The following is an 18,671-nucleotide window of genomic DNA, read 5'->3' as shown; positions in this document are numbered from 1 at the left end:
TTATATAACCTTTATAAAAATAACATCCAAATACCCATAGCGATCATCATTATATTTTCAGTTAATGATAAAAATCCAAGAGGTACATTACTATCTCCTCCAACACATGCACATTTCAAATCACGTTTTTGGATATATACAGCATAAAATACAGAAACAGCTCCAATCAGACCAATTACAATAGCTATTATGGTTGCTAAATAACTAAAGATTGATGCAACTATACATATCCCAACAAAAGCTTCGGCAAATGGATAAATATATGAATATCGTACATATCTCATCGCTAATAAATCATAAGTAATAAATTGATTTGAAAAGCTATCTAAATTTTGGAGTTTCAATGTTGCTAAGAAAGAAATACTTAAGCCCATGAATAGTTTTATAACTAACAAATCAAAAACATTACCTAATGTAAAATAACTAAATGCTAGTGCTAATAAAAAAGTCATTGCAAAGACAGCTAACACTGGCTTATAAGATTTTTCTTTTTTGTCTTTTGCTAAATCAAAAAAACCAAGTAAATCATCATAACCTCCTATTCTATCTTCACCTATAAATATCTGAGGTGTAGTTTTTACATTCTGCTTAGTTTTAAAATCATCTGTCTCTTGTTTGTTTTTAAGATGAATATCTTTTATTGAATAACCTTTACGTCTTAATAAATCCTTCGCTTTAATGCCAAAGGGACATATATGTTTATCTGTAACCATTCTATAAATAGTTGCTTGTGGTTTACTCATTAATCTCTCCTTACTCGTATTTTTTAAGTAGCTTCATTAACTCTGATATTCTTTGGTCTAAAGGTATATCAGCATCTTGATGACAAGATTTCTCTAAACAAGATCGCATATGTGTTTCTAAGATTGCTAACTCAATAGATTTCAAAGCACTACGAGCTGCTTTTATTTGTGTAATAATATCTACACAATAGCGTTCACTCTCTATCATATTCTTGATTGCTTCAACTTGACCAGCGACTCTGTTTAATCTACCTAGCTGTTTTTTATGACAAGGATTAGACATTTCCCTCTCCAAAATATACCCATATAGGGTATATAATATCAAAGAAAATCTATTTTTGAAATTTATCTAGCGTTAGAATTAGTATTTGTACTCTCAAATATTTTATCTGCTGATTTTGCTACAAAACCTTGATATAACTTACCATTTTGATCAGGGTACCGCTTCGCAAACTCATAATAGCAACAAGGAATTTCTTTTTTACCCTCGATAAATTTAACTTCAGACTTCCCTGAAACTGTACTTGATTGTTCTAAATAATCTGCAGGTGTTCCTTTAATTTCACCTCCAGAAGTATTTAAAATAAAACCGTTTAACTTAAGAAAATTATTAACTTCTGCAACTTCATTAAAGTTTTTTAAATCATTAATAAAAACAGTAAAATGATTTGCTCTAAATCCAAAAACATAAAACCAAGCTGCATATTCAGACTCTTCTAAAAGTTTCTGATAAGTCTTATAGCTTATAAAACTCCAACTTGCACCAGATGTTAATAAAACTTCTAGATCTTTTAATAAACGACTAGGTATTGCTTCAACATAAGCTTTCAAAGTTTTTTGCAAAAATGGGCTAAACTCTTCAACTAAAAGCTGACTAATAAATATCTTAGGCTGCATGTGATCACTATGCTCAAGATGTATAGCCTTTAGCTTCTTAACTTTAAAATCATAATGCCCACATACTTTATAGCCAATATCTATAAAAGGCTTTGATAGTACATTTATATCTACTTTAGGATCATCTAAAGTTCTTAGTGCGATGTGATCATTGATAGGCTTTTCACCCTCTTCCACAAAAGAATCATAAACTTGTTTAACATGAGGGTTCGCTTTGATATATTGTTCCCAGAGTTTATCTAAAATCTTAACACTCATAAATCACTCCTCCAGATTAAATTTAATACCTTGTGCTAATGGTAAATCTTTACCATAGTTTATCGTGGTAGTTTGTCTACGCATATATGCTTTCCAAGCATCTGAACCAGCTTCTCTACCACCACCAGTATGTTTCTCACCACCAAATGCACCACCAATCTCAGCACCGGAGGTTCCAATATTTACATTTGCAATACCACAATCACTCCCCAAGCTTGATAAAAATTTCTCAGCATTTTGAAGGTTATCGGTAAATATTGAACTTGACAAACCATACTTAACAGAATTATTTAACTCAATAGCTTCATCAATAGTCTCAAAAGGCATCAAATATAAGATTGGACAAAAATTTTCTTCGCCAACTATTTGCATATCAACTTGAGCCTCAATAATTGTTGGTTCTACAAAAAATCCTTCTTTTTCTATTTTCTTACCACCAGTTAAAACTTTACCGCCCTGCTTAACTGCTTCATTCACAGTTTTAGAAAAGTTATCAACTGATGCCTTATCAATAAGAGGCCCCATAAGATTATTCTGATCTAGAGGATCTCCAACTTTTATTTGTTTATAAGCATTAACCATTTTTTCTTTAACTAAATCATAAATTGATTTATGCACAAAAAGTCTACGAAGAGATGTACATCTTTGTCCAGCAGTACCAACAGCTCCAAATACAGCGGCAGGAATGGCTAATTTCAGATTAGCAATTTCATCAATTATGGTTGCATTATTACCGCCTAATTCTAAGATCGACTTACCAAATCTCTTAGCAACTTGCTGACCAACATCTTGACCGACTTTTGTAGAGCCTGTGAAAGATACTAAGTTTACTCTTTCATCATTAACTAGAGTCTTTGATACTTCAATCTCATCAGAAATTACAGTATAAAAAACATTTGGATAATCATTTTTCTCAATTACCTTTTGACAGATATTCTGAATAGCTAGAGAACATAATGGAGTTTTTTCAGAAGGTTTCCAAACTACAGTATTACCACAAATTACAGCTAAAAAAGCATTCCATGACCATACAGCAACAGGAAAGTTAAATGCAGAAATTACACCAACAACTCCCAAAGGATGCCATTGTTCATACATACGATGATTGTTACGTTCAGAGTTCATCATAACACCATATAGCATACGAGATTGGCCAACTGCAAAATCAGCCATATCAATCATCTCTTGAACTTCACCATGACCTTCTTGTTTAGATTTACCCATTTCTAGAGATACTAAACTTCCAAGATAATCTTTATTCTTGCGTAATTCTTCACCAATTAGCCTAACTAGCTCTCCTCTTTGAGGTGCTGGAACTTGACACCATTGTTTAGCAACTTTATTAGCATTTGTAATAGCACTTTGCATATCAGCTACATTTTGATTTTTAACTTTTGCTATTAACTCGCCAGTCGCTGGATTAAAAGTTTCTATAGTATTATTTGCTTCATTGATAGTATATTGCTCTAAGTTTAACTCTTTCAAAATATTCATATACTCTCCTATTTTATTAGTCTGCTTGAACTAATAGCCCAGATTCTTTGTAATATTGACCAAACCTATTACTATAGAAATCTTTTAAACAAATTGACTCTTGGTTTATAAAGCCTCTTGGATCATCATCAGAATTCAATAATAAATCTATACTGACACATAAACTAGTTGCTGTTGTTAATTGCAATGCTGAAAAATGTTTACCAAACATAAGCTTAGATGGATATTTTTGTGCAAAGTGTCGTTCTGTTTTTAAACCTTTGCGAATACCATCTACAGACACGTAAATTAAAACGATATCTTGATTTATCCTAGGTATAGCATTATCCATAATTTTAGCCATAGTATCTAAATCTTCACCAAGCTTCATATCTTGCATTAGGAATTTCATTTTCTCGCAATGCCCTGGATGACGAATACTTTTATAATTAATATTTTTAACCTTACCAGCATATGTTTCTATCATAGAACCAATGCCACCAGAGGTGTTAAATGCTTCATAAGTAAGACCATCAATTTTTATCTCTTCGATATCAGCTAGAGGGGCTAAGGTTCGCTTTTTACCATCAACTACACTTTCACAAGGTTTAGCATACTCATTTATAAGACCCTCTGTTGACCATGTTAAACCATACTGTAAAACATTTGATACATTCAAAGGTAATGCACCTACTCTCATACGTACAGTATCTATTGATTCGAACTCTTGCATTAAATTGTTTGATACAATACTAATAAATCCTGGTGCTAAACCACATTGCGGAGCAAAGAAATTATTCCCTGAATTTTTAGCTATATCCTTAATATAATTTGTAGCTTCAACATCTTCTGTTAAATCAAAATAATTAAGTTCAAGTTCACCAGCTAATTTGGCAATATCTTTATTAAGAAAGAACGGTAAACATGAAACTATAGTTTTAATATTGTACTTGTGTATGTAGCTCTCTAAGTCTTCTGGATTTGTAGCATCTAACTCTACATATTTTAAGTTTTTAGTATTTTTTTCTAATTTAGGTTTATCTTTTGGAATGAATTTATCAATTAGGTGTACTACATAATCACCACTCTCAACCAGTAGACAACTAGTCAAAGATCCAACTCTACCAGCACCTAAGATTATAATCTCTTTCATAAAGCACCTCCAAAGTTACATAATCAGTTATACCATTTGAGAAGTCATGAGTAAATAAATTATGTTACCTCTTATCTTACTAAATTTTAAAACTCACTTTGTTTTCATCTCAAATTATGATAAAACTTTATTATAAACTGATATTAACAATTATAGAGGAAGATATGCTAAGAAAAGTTTCAATGTCAATTGCTCTACTGAGCATAAGTGCAGCAGTATATGCTAATGGAGAAAGAGCAGGAGAGTTTGACACATACAAACTAGCTATAACTTGGGCTCCTGGATTCTGTGCCGAAAACCTAGATAAACAAGAGTGTCAAAACTTAGATAATATGCTAAATAAAGATTATAATTACGCTGTATCTTTACATGGCTTATGGCCGAATGTTAATGGTTCAACAACATACGGTGACTGTATAGATACAAAATTTAGTAAATACAATCCCTCTTCATTTAACAACCTCTTACTAAACTACTATGAACCTGCTGCAAAGTACTGTGATATAAGTGGGTTCTGTTTGCCTGAACATGAATGGAATAAACATGGTACTTGCCAACTTACATGGGATCAACCAGAATTTTTCTATGTTCAAACTAAAATGATTGATACATTTAGAAAATCATTAGTAGATAAGCTTGAAAACAAAGATAGCATTAGAAAACAGGATTTATATAACTTACTTATAGAAAACTTTAAAGGAAAAAACAAAAATGATTTTGATTTAATCTGTAATGATAAAACAGGTAAAATTAAAGAAATAAGAATCACACTAAACAAGAATATTGAAAATATATCTGACGATGAGTGGAGAACTTTAACACCTAGTGATTTAAGTAGTTATATAATACCAACTAACAATTTACACAAAAATTGTGGCGATAATATAGTTCTTAAATAATAAAGTAATAGACTTTATTAAACTTACCAATAGATACAATCCATAATAAAGTAGTCTTACCTTGCTTAACTTCAATATTTTGACGAATATTATTTACCTGAATTATATAGTTACCACTATCAATTTGTTGTTCAAATAAATCAACACTATTTGGAAGTAATAGCCAGCTTCTCAAATCTGCTCTTTTAGGATCTGTTTTAGATAAATCAAATTTTAACGTACTTCCAAGCGCCCCACCTAAAGAGAAGTTTTTATCGATATCTTGTTTAAATGCCTCAATCACAACATTTTGTGTAACAATTTTGGAATAAGCTTCTATAAGAGATCTCATCGCAAAAAGCGTACCATCTAACAAAGTTTCTGTATAAGTGTCAACAACTTCCTGACTGCCTGCTGTAATAGTTATTTTTTTTGGATCAAAGAAATTATAGTTAGTGCTATATACTGGTAACTTTATTTTCCTTAAACCGATATCACCTAAATCTAAATTTGCTTCAGCTGATCTTCTTATATTTACTAATCCTTGTTCATAAAAAACTACTACTCTACCCATTCCCATAGGAAAAGGTGAAGTTTCACTATTAATAGCTGCTTGATATTCACTTTGGCTTTGAATTAAATAGCTATTACCTACAGTATATTTTTGTGCTTTTTCTAAGTCTTTCATAGATTTCTTATAATCTTTTGAGATAGCTGAATCAAGTATAGACTTCAAATAATAACTCATAGGATTACCATAAGCATTAGGAATTCTATCTGAGAAATTCAACATTTTATTTAACTTTTTGAAATCCTCTAAACCTAGGTTTTCTGAAACTATATCATTCCTTTTTAAACTTTTTCTAGCCAAATATGTCATACCATCAGAGATAATATCTTGTTGATCAGCCCATATCTTTGCAATTTCTAAATTATCTAGAGATTTTTGAGCTTCTTTAATACTATTAGTTTTTAAATAATTCAAAGCCTGATAAGTATATAAAAAACTTATTGCATAATCAGGAATATTATAAGCAGTTCTAATATCGTAATAATTATAAGTGTTTTTATCTAGAATTATCCTTTTAGCTTGTTTTAAAGATTCGCCTTCATTTTTAGCAACAGAATTTAAGGCTTTATTATAATTCTTTATAGACCCTTCAAAATCATTACTTAACTGTAATAGTCTAGCAGTTTCCAATTCATTAAGGTTTTCTAACTGTTTAGCATTTCCTATATGAGCATTTTCCTTAATAGCATCATCTAAATTTCCTTGTACTAAATCTTTACGTACTGAGCTAAAAATCCATGGGTAGTTACTTGCAGCAAACTCAACTTTTGTTATAGCTTTCTTAGTTGTACTACATGAGCTTAAAAGAACCATAGCTGAAAATATAAGTATAAATTTATTAGTCTTTTTCATTTTGATAACACCAATGCCAAGGCTCATAAATAAAACCATATTTATTATCTCTTGGAAAACTCATTTTAAAACCAAATCTACCAGCATTCTGAGTAAGCCACTCAAAAGCCATAGTATTTTCAAACTCTTCTGTTAGGACTTCTTTTTCACCTACTGTAGTCAAATCAATAGCCCTACCAGTATGATGCTCACTTTGTCCTGGCAAAGCATTAACTTTAGATATCTGTTCAAGAGTTTGGCCAGCAGCAAGTTTCTTATCAATTATTTGTTGCTGATAAGCATAATTTCTAAATCCAGAGACGATAAATAATTCTATGCCATCACTTTTTGCAGCTTCTTTGAGGGCTATCCATGCGTCATATGTATTTTTTTCAAGTAATAAATCTCTATCAAAAAAATCTTTACCAGCCAACACTAAATCTTCAGCTTTAGCCTCTAGAAAGCTTATTGTTTCTACCATTTAGCCTCTGCTTCTAATTTTAACATTTCTGTAAGGTATTTATCATGCTCATCCAGATTATGAATACTACTATCTGCACTGCGTAAATTTAATTTACTAACATCTATATCAATATTGTTTTTACTAGATGTTTTTTCTGCTTGAAGCATCAAGTTTGTTTGACCACCAGTCATGGCAAGATATACATCTGCTAGAAGCTCACTATCTAGTAAAGCCCCATGGAAATTACGATGGTCGTTTCTAATTTGATATCTTTTGCATAATGCATCAAGGTTGTTTTTTTGAAGCGGATGCTTTTTTCTAGCTAGTTCTAAGCTGTCAATTATCTTAGCAACATGATTTTCAAGAATTCCATACTTATTATCTTTTAAAAGCCCCAGTTCCCAGTTGATAAACGGCACATCGAAAGCTGCATTATGAATTATAACTTCAGCATCAGCAAGAAACTCTATCATTTCTCCTGCTTTCTCCTCAAATAAAGGTTTATCTGATAGAAACTCATTTGTCAGTCCATGAATAGCTAAAGCTCCAGCTTCAACTTCATAATTGGGATTACAATAAAAATGCAGCGTATTACCAGTTACTCGTCTATCAATAACCTCAACAGCTCCAAACTCAATTATTCTATTACCAATTTTAAAATCAAAACCTGTAGTCTCTGTATCTATAAAAACCTGTCTAGACATTAGAAAAACTCTTATGAATATTTGTATATTTAATTATACCAATAGATCACTATAAATATAATGTATAGTTTAGAGAAATATAGCTTTGCCTCTCATTTAGGTGTTCACTACGTGAGTTAATATTTGTATAGTCTAAACCAAGCCAAGACCCATAAAATGCATTATATCTAAAACCTGCTCCATACTGATATGAGTAGTTACTAGAATCTTGTCTAATATGAGAATAATCAACATACGGAATTAATCTCTTGTCAAATATAGTAGCAGTATAACTAGTTTGTAAGGACCATGTTGCAATATTCTTTCCAGATCCTAAAAAACCATCATATATCAAATTAGCACTTGGTCTAACAGAGCCAAAAAATGGTACTCCAGCAATATTCTTCGGACTAACTGATGATGAATTATTTACACCGCCAACACCTTTATCAGTTATTAAAGCTTCTGCTTCAAAGTTTATATCAGATATTGCTATACCATAGTTAATATCAAAAGCTCCTACATTCCCACCAGTTTTACTTTTAAACCCTGAGACATTTGAATAAGCTGCACCAAAAAATTGATAATCTCCCACTGTATCCATTTCATAGATATATTTACTATTTAAAACAAAACCAACGCCACTCTTACTACCAGCATTAGTAACATTAAAGTAACTATCTGGATTAGCATCAAGTAATACTGCATTAAGATGCAAGCTTGCAGTATGGTAAGATAAGTTAATATTACCACCAGATTGCATAAAGTATGTTCTAGTTAAAGTTGGTACATAGTTAGATACTATATCGAAGTTACCATACATAACTGTTGAATTTGCAACATAACCAAAAAATGGCGACTCTGCTAAATTACCAACAATAAAATATAGTGTACTTGGAAAAAAGTTAAACCCGCTATGATCTTCATAAAGTGAAAAACCAACTAAAGCACTAAACCATGATGAGATAGTTGAAGCAGCATAAGCGTCAACATTATATGAAAATTGTTTATTTTCACCTCCTGGAGGGACTCTATTTAATCTTTGCCAATCAATCAAACTAACTCTTGAACCAAAGTAAATATAATCATCCTCTAAAATACCTTGCTGTCTTGCTTGAAGCATAAACAGAGGATCTCCAGTATCTTGCTGGGTGTTTAACATTGCATGGGTAAAAGTCTCACTAACTCGAAACCCATTAAAAAATGATGTTTTAATTGCATTAATGTTTAATGCTTCATTTACTTTATTATCAAAACTTTTTTTAGCTACAGCTTTTTTTTCACTATTTGTTAGAGCTTCTCCCTCTTTTACAGCTAAATCTTGGATAGCCTGTTGGGCCATTTTCTCTTGATCTTTAGTACTTAAGGGAGCTCTATCAGCTAGATATGCCTCATTAGGAAAGACCCTTCTAAAAGCATTAGATTCTAATTTTCTAATAGCATCAGGAGAGTATTTGTTATAATTTTCAGAATTAATAGCTTGTGAATCATCATTAGTAGTAGCTATAGCAACACCAGATATTATAAAAATACTTAGCAAAGAAGCTATTACTTTTTTATACATATTTTATAATTCTTCTATGCCAGAACCACTATCGTTAACTATATTTATAATCTGTTTTTGACTAAGAGCTTCACCTTCTTTGATCTCTATATCATCTATAATATTTGCTTGGTTTCTATTAACAGTTACTTTTTTACCATTTTCATCAATGTAATAAGCGTAACTAAATGCAAAAATAGATATTAAAACTAGAGATAAAGAAAATTTTTTTAGTTTCATTTTCAGGTTTGTATTATACCTTTTTTACAAACTGCGATTTTAGTTTCATAGCTCCAATACCATCCACCTTACAGTCGATATCATGATCGCCCTCTACAAGACGAATATTTTTAACTTTTGTTCCAACTTTGATAACTTGAGATGAACCTTTCAACTTAAGATCCTTAATAACAGTGACTGTATCACCATCTGCGAGTAAATTTCCATTAGAATCTTTAATAGTTAACTCATCATCACTAGCTTCGCCATGCTGCCACTCATAGCCACACTCTGGACATATTAATAATTGACCATCTTCATAAACATATTCTGATTGACACTTAGGACACTCTGGTAAACCTGACATTTCAAAACCTTAATAATTAAAAAGAAGTTTAGGTAAATATACCATTATAAAATATTAAATACCATTATTACTAAAGATGATACTTCTACTTACTATATAAATATCCGTAAATATAAAGCCAAAAGATTATCCTGCTCAACAAAACTATCAGCTTCTCCCTTTACATAAGTATAACTAACTCCAGCCCAAGCATCCGCAAAGGCATTATATCTAGCTCCAGTTTCAACAATTGTTGCATAATTCGTACCAGATTGTTGAATTTGAGAATAGCTAATATATGGAATAAGATCTCTATTATATAATTCTGTTGAATAAGAAAATTGTGATGCCCATGAATATATATTTCCATTATTAGTCAAAAAATTAGTATCCTCTAAAGATGGCAGCACTGAAGCAAAAAAGCTCTCTCTTAAATTAAATGTTGCAGATACATCTGTTTTTTGTGTTACTTTTTTATCAGTAAACACAAACTCATTTATAAACTTAAATTTATTTATATTAATACCAAAATTAAAATCTACTACTCCGATATTATCATTATTATTATTTGTAAAACCTGAAGAATTTGAATAACCTGCTCCAGCATACCAGTAGTTGCCATCCTGCTCTAATTCATATGTATACATTAGATTTGCTGAAACAGCAACTTTACTATTACCCTGATAAGCATTCGCGACTTGTAGAAATTGATTTTCATGGGGAGCTAAAAAAGCTACACTAGAATGTAACCCACCTTCATTATAAGCAATGCTGACATTACCTCCAGATTGCATAAAGTACTTTCGAGTCAGTGTAGGAATAAAATTTGTAACCTCATCAAAACTTCCAAAATCTACCGTTGATAAGCCTACATACGTAAATACTGGAAACTTTTTCAAGTTACCTAGCATAAGATACATATCTCCAGGATTTATATTCCATTCTCCATCAATTGTAAAGGTGTTTAATGAAGCATAAACTGTAGTCCAATCTCCTAAAGTACTCAAAAAATAATATTCAAGGTTATAGTTATTTATAGAATTACCTTGTTCTGTTGATGCAGGAAGCCATATTGGAAGAAATGCTGCTGTTCCACCAAAATATAGACTATCATCTTTTAGCAATCCATTTTGCCTTGATTGTAACTCAAATATTGGACCTTGAGCGGCACCATCTTGTGTATTTAAGACAGCCTCAGACAAAATAACACTATTATCTATACGATCAAACAGTGGAGGCTTAACTTTGTCTAACCCTGTTAGATTTAACATAGATTTCCCTACATCAAACCTATTTTTAGATATTGGGGGCTCAACTATATTTTCTTCAAAAATATCTTCTGCTGATAACTCATTAGATTTTTTTGTATTATTATCTAACTCTCTCAATTTTTGTTGAATATTAATATCAGCAAGATCACTTTCATTAGCAAAACTAGTACCTATAAAAGCTAAAAATAATATAGAAGATAGAATTTTTTTCATTACAAAATATTTTTGATTATTTGTAAGAAGATAGAAATATAAAAAAGATAAAAATTATAGATCTACAACGTGATCTGATAGATATTCTGCCACACCTTCTGGAGATGCTTTCATACCTTCATCACCTTTGTTCCAACCAGCTGGACAAACTTCGCCATGCTCTTCATGGAACTGCAGAGCTTCAACCATTCTAGTTACTTCATCCATATTTCTACCTAATGGAAGATCGTTAACTACTTGATGACGAACTACACCTTCTTTATCAATAAGGAAAGTACCTCTAAAAGCCATTCCACCTTCAGATTGAACATCATAAGCTTTTACAATCTCTTGATTAATATCCGCAACCATAGTGTACTTAACTGGCCCAATACCACCATCATTTACAGGAGTATTTCTCCAAGCATTATGAGTAAAATGTGAGTCAATAGATACAGAAACCACTTCTACACCAAGCTCTTTTAACTTAGCAGTTCTTTTATCTAAAGCAATAAGCTCAGACGGACAAACGAATGTAAAATCTAGTGGATAGAAAACCACAACAGCATACTTACTTTGTATAGCTTTTGCAAAATCAAAGCTATCTACGATTTCACCATCACCTAGAACAGCTGGTGCATTAAAAACAGGTGCTTTTTTACCTACTAATACCATAATCATATCCTCCATCTAATAAATTTTATGGTCAATTTATCGAAATATCGATACCAATTTTGCTTATTAAATATACTTATGTCAACATTATTTATTGTATATAATATCCTTAATAATATTGACTATAGAGAATGTCATGCTTCTGCCTGTACATAAAAATACTAAACTTCTAATTTTTGATTGTGATGGTACTATCGCTAATAATATGCAAATACATATTGAAGCATGGATGAGTGTGTTAAAAGATCGTCAGATAAATATATCATCAATAGATTTAGATAGATATAACGGCTTACCTAGTGAACATCTTTTAAAAGAGCTTTTTGAATTTAAAGATCATGAAATACCAAGCATTTCAGAGAAAATAAAACATGCTTCTCATGAGTTATTAATTCATACCAAGCCAATTCAACCTATTGTTGAGCTTGTTAAACATTACCACAACAAAATACCTATGATTGTTATTTCTGGTGGTAAACGAGAAAATGTACAGAAATCACTAGATGTTTTAAAAATTTCAAATCTATTTGATGAAATTATAACAGCAGATGATAATCATCCTTCAAAAAACTCCTCTAAGGCATTTTCTCTACTAGCAGATAAATATAATCTCACTCCAAGAGAATGTCATGTATTTGAAGATGGCGTACCTGGTCTTATAAGTGCATTACAAGCAGGTATGACTGTTACAGATGTCAGAAATATCAATTTAGATTAAAATATTAAATATCGATTTTTACAGGTTACTGAAAATTATGAAAAAGACATTATTATTAAGTTTACTTTTAGCATCTACTATAGGTTATACGGAAATTATAAATACTGTAACTTGGGAGACCAAAGACGTAGAAAAAAATTACCAGACAAAAGAGTTCTGTAAAGAAAATCTTTCAAATGAAGATTGCGAAAATAATATTAAAAATATCAAAGAGTATGGTATCGATATTAAATCATTGGGTGATAAGAATATTAAAGATATTCAGCTAAATAAAATTTCATACCAAACTACAAACTCATTTCCAGCAACAGGTAAAGTCACATCAAAAGTATCTGGACTGCTAATGATGCCTAATACAGATAGTCCCAAAGGAATTGTTCTTTACTATCATCCTACTGTATTTGATAATGCTGGTTTACCATCTAATTTAAGTAAAGACAATGATACAAGTTTTACATTTAATACAATCTTTGCAGCAATTTATGCAGCTAATGGTTATATTGTTGTCGCTCCTGACTATATTGGCCAAGGAGATGATTATAAAAACTACCACCCGTATGTTTTATATCCTAGACAAACAGTAAATACAGCGGTTGATCTGCTAAATAATGTTAGCAAAAATATCCAAAAAAAATATGATTTAAAAAATTCTGAAAAACTTAATCTCTTCTCCGTTGGTTACTCAGAAGGTGCTGGATATTCTATATGGAGTGCCAAATGTTTAGGTTGGCCTGGAAACTGTAAAGGTGTAAATACACTCAATAAATTATATAAATATAGAGCTGGAGCTGGATTAGACGGTGCTTATGACGTTAGTAATACTACTCTTAAATTTATGATTGATAATAATACTTCAAAAAAAGATAAACTACATAACAAACTAATCACATCAGTTCTAAAACCAGGATTGCTGGCAAATACTTTTATGAGCTATATTAATTATGGTAATACTTCTAAAACTATTACAGAAGATGATTTTGATAAAGGCTTCTTTAATATGCAATGTTCAACTTTCTCACAAGATAAATGTGATATAGAAGGTAAGCATTATACTTTTGATACGTTATTTTTACAAAAACACATTCCTAATGCCAAATTTGCTGGAGCTATATTTAATAGTGCATTATACAAAAAATATCCAAATCAAAAATCAGCGTCTCATTATGCGATACCTACTGGCAATATCTCTATGTATGACTTATTTAATGAAGAAATATTCTCAAATAAAGAACTTATTCAAACCATGAAAGCAGCTGATATTGTTAATTTTGGTGAAAAGACTCGAGTACCGCTATACCTATATACTCTTAAAGAAGATTCCGTTGTTAGTCGACTTAATTACGATAAATTTATGAAAAATGCTAACGCTATTGTTGATGGATTTGTCTTTGACAATAGTAAAATAGTAACTAAAAGTGTTGATTGGCTACCTATCCAACTTGATATAAATGAAGTTGACCATGTCTCTGGAGAACCTTATGCAAATTTATTCGCTTATAAATATATAGATGATATGAACAAACTCTATAGCTATTAATTCTTAACATAGTAATTTATATTTTCACCCTATATACTTAAATAAATATATACTTTATAAATTTTTAAACATGTTCAAAAAGCTTCTGGCTAGTCTAGTGACTATATTTGCTAGTTATCAAATTACTAATGCTGAAATAGTTGACTCAGTAATATGGCAAGCTAAAGAAATCAAAGATAACTATCGTAATAAATACTTTTGTAATCCAACAGTTTCTGAGCATACTTGCAAAAGCAATATAGCTAATATTAAAAAACTTTCTGGTATAAACATTGAGAACTTTGCAAATAAAAGTATCAAGGATGTTAGTTTAAATAAAATCTCATACGAAACGATCAATTCCTTCCCAGCTACTGGTAAGATTGCATCAAAAGTATCTGGGTTACTAATGATGCCAAATATTGATAAGCCAAAGGGAATAATTTTATATTATCACCCTACTGTCTTTAATAGCGCTGGTACACCATCAAACTTTAGAGATGATAATATAACCACTCAGTTATTTGATGTTTTATACGCGGCAATTTACGCTTTAAATGGTTATATAGTAGTAGCTCCTGATTATATTGGCCAAGGTATAGATTATTCAAATCACCACCCTTATGTTTTTTACCCAAAACAAACAGTAAATACAGCTGTTGACTTACTTAATAATTCTACAAAGATTATAAAAGACACATATAATTTAGCAGCTGATACAAAGCTTAATATCTTCTCATCAGGATACTCGGAAGGAGGTGCATATTCTATATGGACGGCAAAATGTTTAGAAAATAAACAAAACTGTCCTAACGTAAATACCTTAGATAATTTATATAAGTATACTGCTGCAGCTGGTTTAGCAGGTGTTTATGATATATCCGACACTACTCTTGATTTCTTAATTGATAATAATGATCCTAAAGAGTATAAACTTAATAATAAATCTCTAACTACAATGTTAAAGCCAGCATTAGTTGCAAATGCTATGGTAGGATACTTAGCATATAGTAATGTTAGCAAAACTATTAGTACAAATGATTTCGATCAAAAATTCTTTAATATGGATTGTGCATTTCCATTTCAATTTTTATGTAATATTAATGGTGAGCAATATAATTTCCAAGAAGCCCTCAAACTAAAGGAATTATCAGAAGCTTCTTTTGCAGGTGCTGCTTTTTATAGTGCTATTTACCGTAAATTTCCTAATCAAGAATCTGCTTCTCACTATTACATTCCTACAGGAAATAATTCTGTATATGATTTATTTAATAAATCAATTTTTAAAGATCCTGAATTAATACAAACTATGAAAGATGCTAATATTGTAAATTATAGCAAAACTACAACGACTCCTCTATTCTTATATAGTTTAGAAAAAGATTCTGTCGTTACTCCCATTAATTATAATAAATTCATAAAAAATGCTAACGATAATGTTACAGGCTATAAACTTGATAATGATAAAGTTATAACTACTAGTCTTTTAAGTTGGATACCTTTTATTGACTTTAATATTTCAGATGTTGATCACATATCAGGAGAAATTTATGCTAATATTTTTGCATATAAATATTTTGATGATTTGAATACAAAGGTTAATAAAAAATGATACAAGCTATTACTGAAAGAACAGGCATACTAGTTAATGATGAAGGACTAAACAAACTCGAAAATGCTAATATCTTTGTTGCTGGTTGTGGCGGAGTTGGTTCATTTGTTATAGAGGCTTTAGCTAGAGCTGGTATTGGTAGTCTTACAATAGTTGATATGGATGTTGTTGATCCTTCAAATATTAACCGTCAACTTATAGCTCTACATAGCACAATAGATACTCCTAAAGTTGAGGTAATGGAAAAACGTATTGCTGATATCAATCCAGAATGCAAAGTTAATGCTTTAAAAACCTTTATAAACCCTGAAAATGCTCAAGAACTGCTAACTAGTCAGAAGTATGATTATGTTGTAGATGCTATTGATACTCTTAACGCCAAAGTTAACCTTGTGAAGACATCTCACGAGCTAGGGCTAAATACTATTTCAAGTATGGGTGCTGGCGGTAAAACTGATCCTACACAAATTAAAGTAGATGATATCTACAAAACTGATATGTGTGCCTTAGCAAGAGCTATGAGAACACGCCTAAAAAAGCAGAAAGTCAAAAAAGGTATTAAAGCAGTATACTCTACTCAAAAAGGCATAGAACCTCTACCTCCCAAAGATCCTGAGCCAAATCAACAAGGTAGATCTCGAGCGACAAATGGAACACTAAGCTATATGCCATCATTATTTGGTCTCACTATAGCTGGTATAGTTATCCAAGAAATAGTTGGTGATGATTTTAATAGATAAAACCCTAGAAATACTTTTTTATATCCTTTAACCTTTATATTTAATATCCGTAAATAAAAGATAAATCAAATATGCAAATGAAATTTAAGCTTAGATATGTGTTATTAGCGATTATTATAATTGCTGCAGCTATTATCGCAACAGACTATACTGAAGATGTAACGGTTGATGCAAATATGAGCGGTTGTGAAATACTTGATCAACACCCTACTTGGAAAACATCACTCAAATCTGCTCAAAATAAATATAATCTACCTCCTGCTTTTGCTATGGGAATTATTTATCAAGAGTCTCGCTTCAAAGCAGAAGCTAAAAGTAAATATTCATCAGCTTATGGCTACGCTCAAGCTATTGATGGCACATGGAAACACTTCCAGCAAGAAGTTAAAACAAACGCTAAACGCAATAATTTTGATGATAGTGTACAATTTATTGGTTGGTATATGTCCCAACTATCAAAAAGTCTTAATCTGAAAATGTCTGATGGTTATAATCTCTATATGGCATATATGCTTGGAGCTACTGGCTTCAAACGTTATAAAAATGGCACATTCAAAAATAAAGCTAAAATCCAAGAAGATAAAAAACTGGCAGCTAAAGTAAAAGCATATACAAATGCTTATACTAATCAATTAAGAAAATGTAAAATTTAAAATCTATAAGCTAAAGTAGTCATAACTTTTGACTGCAACTTCATTATAACCTTCACAGGTTTTGATAATTTTTTACCACCTGCTTTTTCTGCTTCTACCGCATGCTCTGACTCATCTATATACATTTGTTTTAGTATTTCTCTTGAGCGATTATCATTAATTGGTAAACTTTTCAAATGTGAATCAAGATGTTTCATAACCTGTTTTTCAGTTTCTATCACGAAACCATAACTTAAACTATCATTTATTGATCCAGCAGTAGCGCCAATACCAAATGATGCCCAATACCAAAATGGATTAAGTAAACTAGGTTTAGCTTCTAACTCTTCTAACCTCTCTCCACACCATGCTAAATGATCATATTCTTCATCAGCTGCATGATATAGGTGTTCTTTTGTTTCAATTGATTTTGCAACAGACGCTTGCCCTCTATATAGCCCTTGAGCACAAATCTCACCAGTATAGTCAACCCTCATGAGTCCAGCTGCATGTTTTTTCTCACTAATAGTCAACTCACCATCAGTAACGCCTTTACTTGGAGATTTCCTATTAGGATTTAAAGGAACTTTTGTAAATCTAGCATAGCTATCAAACTCATCTACTATTCTATCTAAAAATGATAATTTTCTCATAATTATTTCCTTAATCAATAAAATCCATATAATGCATTAGCTGCAACTACAGCAAATAGTATATTTAAAATCAAGAATACCCATCCAACACTAAAACCTTGCTGTATAGAAAACACCGCATAAATCGCTAAAACAATTCCACATACAACCATAGGCTCATTTCTGCCAAGTAGTATCCCAAGACACAATGCTACAAGCCCTACAAAGGCAAATATTCTCGCAATATTTAATTTAAAACGACCAAAATAATATACAGCAAAACCAAATGATAGTACCAAAAATATCACCATATTATATGTATAGTTAATATTATAAAACACTAAAACAGCACTTACAAAAGCAATTCCCTGCAAACCGCTAAAAAACGGTTCTTTTTGTATTATTGCAGATAAAAACAATAAAAAAGTAGCTAATAACACAATAAGGTTTTTATTATCTATATTAGTTTCAGTAAGTCCAAACATAAAGATAACTAATCCAATAACACCTAACCATAAACCAATATTTTCTATATATTTTTTTAACATACTTTTTAAGTATCAATTTAGTTTATAACAATTATAAATATAAACCATGAGTCTTACAAAACTTTTCATTGGATAAC

The 18,671-nt window shown here is 31.0% G+C and carries 21 protein-coding genes; 6 read left to right on the top strand and 15 right to left on the bottom strand.

Annotation, left to right across the window (positions count from 1 at the left end; translation table 11 throughout):
- Positions 1-11: 11 nt before the first annotated feature.
- The 5 genes from QI37_RS00635 to QI37_RS00615 all read right to left on the bottom strand — a co-directional run bounded on the left by QI37_RS00635 (position 12) and on the right by QI37_RS00615 (position 4,524).
- Positions 12-743, bottom strand: a complete 732-nt coding sequence (locus QI37_RS00635) for a MauE/DoxX family redox-associated membrane protein (protein WP_040007612.1) — start codon at positions 741-743, stop codon at positions 12-14.
- A 10-nt stretch (positions 744-753) separates the two neighbouring features.
- Complete coding sequence (locus QI37_RS00630; RefSeq protein WP_040007610.1) at positions 754-1,026, bottom strand: metal-sensitive transcriptional regulator; 273 nt, start codon at positions 1,024-1,026, stop codon at positions 754-756.
- 62 nt (positions 1,027-1,088) lie between these two features.
- A complete protein-coding gene (locus QI37_RS00625; RefSeq protein ID WP_040007609.1) occupies positions 1,089-1,898 on the bottom strand; it encodes a DUF1338 domain-containing protein in 810 nt (269 codons plus the stop codon).
- Positions 1,899-1,901: 3 nt separating this feature from the next.
- Positions 1,902-3,392, bottom strand: a complete 1,491-nt coding sequence (amaB, locus tag QI37_RS00620) for an L-piperidine-6-carboxylate dehydrogenase (protein WP_040007608.1) — start codon at positions 3,390-3,392, stop codon at positions 1,902-1,904.
- A 16-nt stretch (positions 3,393-3,408) separates the two neighbouring features.
- Positions 3,409-4,524: a saccharopine dehydrogenase family protein gene (locus QI37_RS00615; protein ID WP_040007607.1), complete on the bottom strand. Its 1,116-nt coding sequence runs from the start codon at positions 4,522-4,524 to the stop codon at positions 3,409-3,411.
- Positions 4,525-4,688: 164 nt separating this feature from the next.
- Between QI37_RS00615 and QI37_RS00610 the strand changes: the two genes are divergently transcribed.
- On the top strand, positions 4,689-5,423 hold the full coding sequence (locus tag QI37_RS00610) for a ribonuclease T2 family protein (protein WP_040007605.1): 735 nt from the start codon (positions 4,689-4,691) through the stop codon (positions 5,421-5,423).
- Here the strand turns inward: QI37_RS00610 and QI37_RS00605 are convergent.
- The 8 genes from QI37_RS00605 to QI37_RS00570 all read right to left on the bottom strand — a co-directional run bounded on the left by QI37_RS00605 (position 5,416) and on the right by QI37_RS00570 (position 12,196).
- Positions 5,416-6,825, bottom strand: a complete 1,410-nt coding sequence (locus QI37_RS00605) for a COG3014 family protein (protein ID WP_200883200.1) — start codon at positions 6,823-6,825, stop codon at positions 5,416-5,418. The genes QI37_RS00610 and QI37_RS00605 overlap by 8 nt on opposite strands.
- On the bottom strand, positions 6,812-7,285 hold the full coding sequence (locus QI37_RS00600; RefSeq protein ID WP_040007603.1) for a M15 family metallopeptidase: 474 nt from the start codon (positions 7,283-7,285) through the stop codon (positions 6,812-6,814). Before QI37_RS00600 ends, QI37_RS00605 begins: the two co-directional genes overlap by 14 nt.
- Complete coding sequence (gene dnaQ / locus QI37_RS00595; protein WP_040007601.1) at positions 7,279-7,971, bottom strand: DNA polymerase III subunit epsilon; 693 nt, start codon at positions 7,969-7,971, stop codon at positions 7,279-7,281. The genes QI37_RS00600 and dnaQ overlap by 7 nt, the downstream gene beginning before the upstream one ends.
- A 49-nt stretch (positions 7,972-8,020) precedes the next feature.
- The gene (locus QI37_RS10290) at positions 8,021-9,514 is read right to left on the bottom strand and encodes a hypothetical protein (protein ID WP_200883199.1); all 1,494 of its coding nucleotides are present in this window, start codon (positions 9,512-9,514) and stop codon (positions 8,021-8,023) included.
- Positions 9,515-9,517: 3 nt separating this feature from the next.
- Positions 9,518-9,733 carry a hypothetical protein gene (locus QI37_RS00585; protein ID WP_040007600.1) on the bottom strand — a complete coding sequence of 72 codons (216 nt, stop codon included), beginning with the start codon at positions 9,731-9,733 and terminating at the stop codon, positions 9,518-9,520.
- A 13-nt stretch (positions 9,734-9,746) separates the two neighbouring features.
- Positions 9,747-10,079: a zinc ribbon domain-containing protein YjdM gene (locus QI37_RS00580; protein ID WP_040007599.1), complete on the bottom strand. Its 333-nt coding sequence runs from the start codon at positions 10,077-10,079 to the stop codon at positions 9,747-9,749.
- Between the two features lie 92 nt (positions 10,080-10,171).
- Positions 10,172-11,542 carry a DUF3573 domain-containing protein gene (locus QI37_RS00575; protein ID WP_040007598.1) on the bottom strand — a complete coding sequence of 457 codons (1,371 nt, stop codon included), beginning with the start codon at positions 11,540-11,542 and terminating at the stop codon, positions 10,172-10,174.
- Between the two features lie 54 nt (positions 11,543-11,596).
- Positions 11,597-12,196, bottom strand: a complete 600-nt coding sequence (locus tag QI37_RS00570; RefSeq protein ID WP_081946967.1) for a peroxiredoxin — start codon at positions 12,194-12,196, stop codon at positions 11,597-11,599.
- A 136-nt stretch (positions 12,197-12,332) separates the two neighbouring features.
- On the opposite strand from QI37_RS00570, the gene QI37_RS00565 reads away from it, so the two are divergent.
- From QI37_RS00565 to QI37_RS00545, 5 genes are all read left to right on the top strand, one after another.
- Positions 12,333-12,914 carry an HAD family hydrolase gene (locus tag QI37_RS00565; RefSeq protein ID WP_040007596.1) on the top strand — a complete coding sequence of 194 codons (582 nt, stop codon included), beginning with the start codon at positions 12,333-12,335 and terminating at the stop codon, positions 12,912-12,914.
- Between the two features lie 37 nt (positions 12,915-12,951).
- Positions 12,952-14,451, top strand: a complete 1,500-nt coding sequence (locus QI37_RS00560; protein WP_040007595.1) for an alpha/beta hydrolase family protein — start codon at positions 12,952-12,954, stop codon at positions 14,449-14,451.
- Between the two features lie 70 nt (positions 14,452-14,521).
- On the top strand, positions 14,522-16,042 hold the full coding sequence (locus QI37_RS00555) for an alpha/beta hydrolase (RefSeq protein WP_040007594.1): 1,521 nt from the start codon (positions 14,522-14,524) through the stop codon (positions 16,040-16,042).
- Positions 16,039-16,782: a tRNA threonylcarbamoyladenosine dehydratase gene (locus QI37_RS00550; protein WP_040007592.1), complete on the top strand. Its 744-nt coding sequence runs from the start codon at positions 16,039-16,041 to the stop codon at positions 16,780-16,782. The genes QI37_RS00555 and QI37_RS00550 overlap by 4 nt, the downstream gene beginning before the upstream one ends.
- A gap of 71 nt (positions 16,783-16,853) precedes the next feature.
- A complete protein-coding gene (locus tag QI37_RS00545) occupies positions 16,854-17,435 on the top strand; it encodes a transglycosylase SLT domain-containing protein (protein WP_040007590.1) in 582 nt (193 codons plus the stop codon).
- On the opposite strand, the gene coq7 is transcribed toward QI37_RS00545, so the two are convergent.
- Both coq7 and QI37_RS00535 read right to left on the bottom strand, forming a co-directional pair.
- Positions 17,432-18,067 carry a 2-polyprenyl-3-methyl-6-methoxy-1,4-benzoquinone monooxygenase gene (coq7, locus tag QI37_RS00540; RefSeq protein ID WP_040007588.1) on the bottom strand — a complete coding sequence of 212 codons (636 nt, stop codon included), beginning with the start codon at positions 18,065-18,067 and terminating at the stop codon, positions 17,432-17,434. The genes QI37_RS00545 and coq7 overlap by 4 nt on opposite strands.
- Positions 18,068-18,081: 14 nt before the next feature.
- Complete coding sequence (locus QI37_RS00535) at positions 18,082-18,594, bottom strand: hypothetical protein (RefSeq protein WP_040007586.1); 513 nt, start codon at positions 18,592-18,594, stop codon at positions 18,082-18,084.
- Positions 18,595-18,671 lie beyond the last annotated feature (77 nt).

Source organism: Candidatus Francisella endociliophora, from assembly GCF_000764555.1.
Taxonomy (GTDB): Bacteria; Pseudomonadota; Gammaproteobacteria; order Francisellales; family Francisellaceae; genus Francisella; species Francisella endociliophora.
This window is presented reverse-complemented; position numbering and strand designations above follow the sequence as displayed.

Bases quoted from the DNA above. Each gene is read 5' to 3' on its own strand.
- QI37_RS00635 (WP_040007612.1), bottom strand. From the start codon at position 743: ATGAGTAAACCACAAGCAACTATTTATAGAATGGTTACAGATAAACAT.
- QI37_RS00630 (WP_040007610.1), bottom strand. From the start codon at position 1,026: ATGTCTAATCCTTGTCATAAAAAACAGCTAGGTAGATTAAACAGAGTC.
- QI37_RS00625 (WP_040007609.1), bottom strand. From the start codon at position 1,898: ATGAGTGTTAAGATTTTAGATAAACTCTGGGAACAATATATCAAAGCG.
- amaB (WP_040007608.1), bottom strand. From the start codon at position 3,392: ATGAATATTTTGAAAGAGTTAAACTTAGAGCAATATACTATCAATGAA.
- QI37_RS00615 (WP_040007607.1), bottom strand. From the start codon at position 4,524: ATGAAAGAGATTATAATCTTAGGTGCTGGTAGAGTTGGATCTTTGACT.
- QI37_RS00610 (WP_040007605.1), top strand. From the start codon at position 4,689: ATGCTAAGAAAAGTTTCAATGTCAATTGCTCTACTGAGCATAAGTGCA.
- QI37_RS00605 (WP_200883200.1), bottom strand. From the start codon at position 6,825: ATGAAAAAGACTAATAAATTTATACTTATATTTTCAGCTATGGTTCTT.
- QI37_RS00600 (WP_040007603.1), bottom strand. From the start codon at position 7,285: ATGGTAGAAACAATAAGCTTTCTAGAGGCTAAAGCTGAAGATTTAGTG.
- dnaQ (WP_040007601.1), bottom strand. From the start codon at position 7,971: ATGTCTAGACAGGTTTTTATAGATACAGAGACTACAGGTTTTGATTTT.
- QI37_RS10290 (WP_200883199.1), bottom strand. From the start codon at position 9,514: ATGTATAAAAAAGTAATAGCTTCTTTGCTAAGTATTTTTATAATATCT.
- QI37_RS00585 (WP_040007600.1), bottom strand. From the start codon at position 9,733: ATGAAACTAAAAAAATTTTCTTTATCTCTAGTTTTAATATCTATTTTT.
- QI37_RS00580 (WP_040007599.1), bottom strand. From the start codon at position 10,079: ATGTCAGGTTTACCAGAGTGTCCTAAGTGTCAATCAGAATATGTTTAT.
- QI37_RS00575 (WP_040007598.1), bottom strand. From the start codon at position 11,542: ATGAAAAAAATTCTATCTTCTATATTATTTTTAGCTTTTATAGGTACT.
- QI37_RS00570 (WP_081946967.1), bottom strand. From the start codon at position 12,196: ATGGTATTAGTAGGTAAAAAAGCACCTGTTTTTAATGCACCAGCTGTT.
- QI37_RS00565 (WP_040007596.1), top strand. From the start codon at position 12,333: ATGCTTCTGCCTGTACATAAAAATACTAAACTTCTAATTTTTGATTGT.
- QI37_RS00560 (WP_040007595.1), top strand. From the start codon at position 12,952: ATGAAAAAGACATTATTATTAAGTTTACTTTTAGCATCTACTATAGGT.
- QI37_RS00555 (WP_040007594.1), top strand. From the start codon at position 14,522: ATGTTCAAAAAGCTTCTGGCTAGTCTAGTGACTATATTTGCTAGTTAT.
- QI37_RS00550 (WP_040007592.1), top strand. From the start codon at position 16,039: ATGATACAAGCTATTACTGAAAGAACAGGCATACTAGTTAATGATGAA.
- QI37_RS00545 (WP_040007590.1), top strand. From the start codon at position 16,854: ATGCAAATGAAATTTAAGCTTAGATATGTGTTATTAGCGATTATTATA.
- coq7 (WP_040007588.1), bottom strand. From the start codon at position 18,067: ATGAGAAAATTATCATTTTTAGATAGAATAGTAGATGAGTTTGATAGC.
- QI37_RS00535 (WP_040007586.1), bottom strand. From the start codon at position 18,594: ATGTTAAAAAAATATATAGAAAATATTGGTTTATGGTTAGGTGTTATT.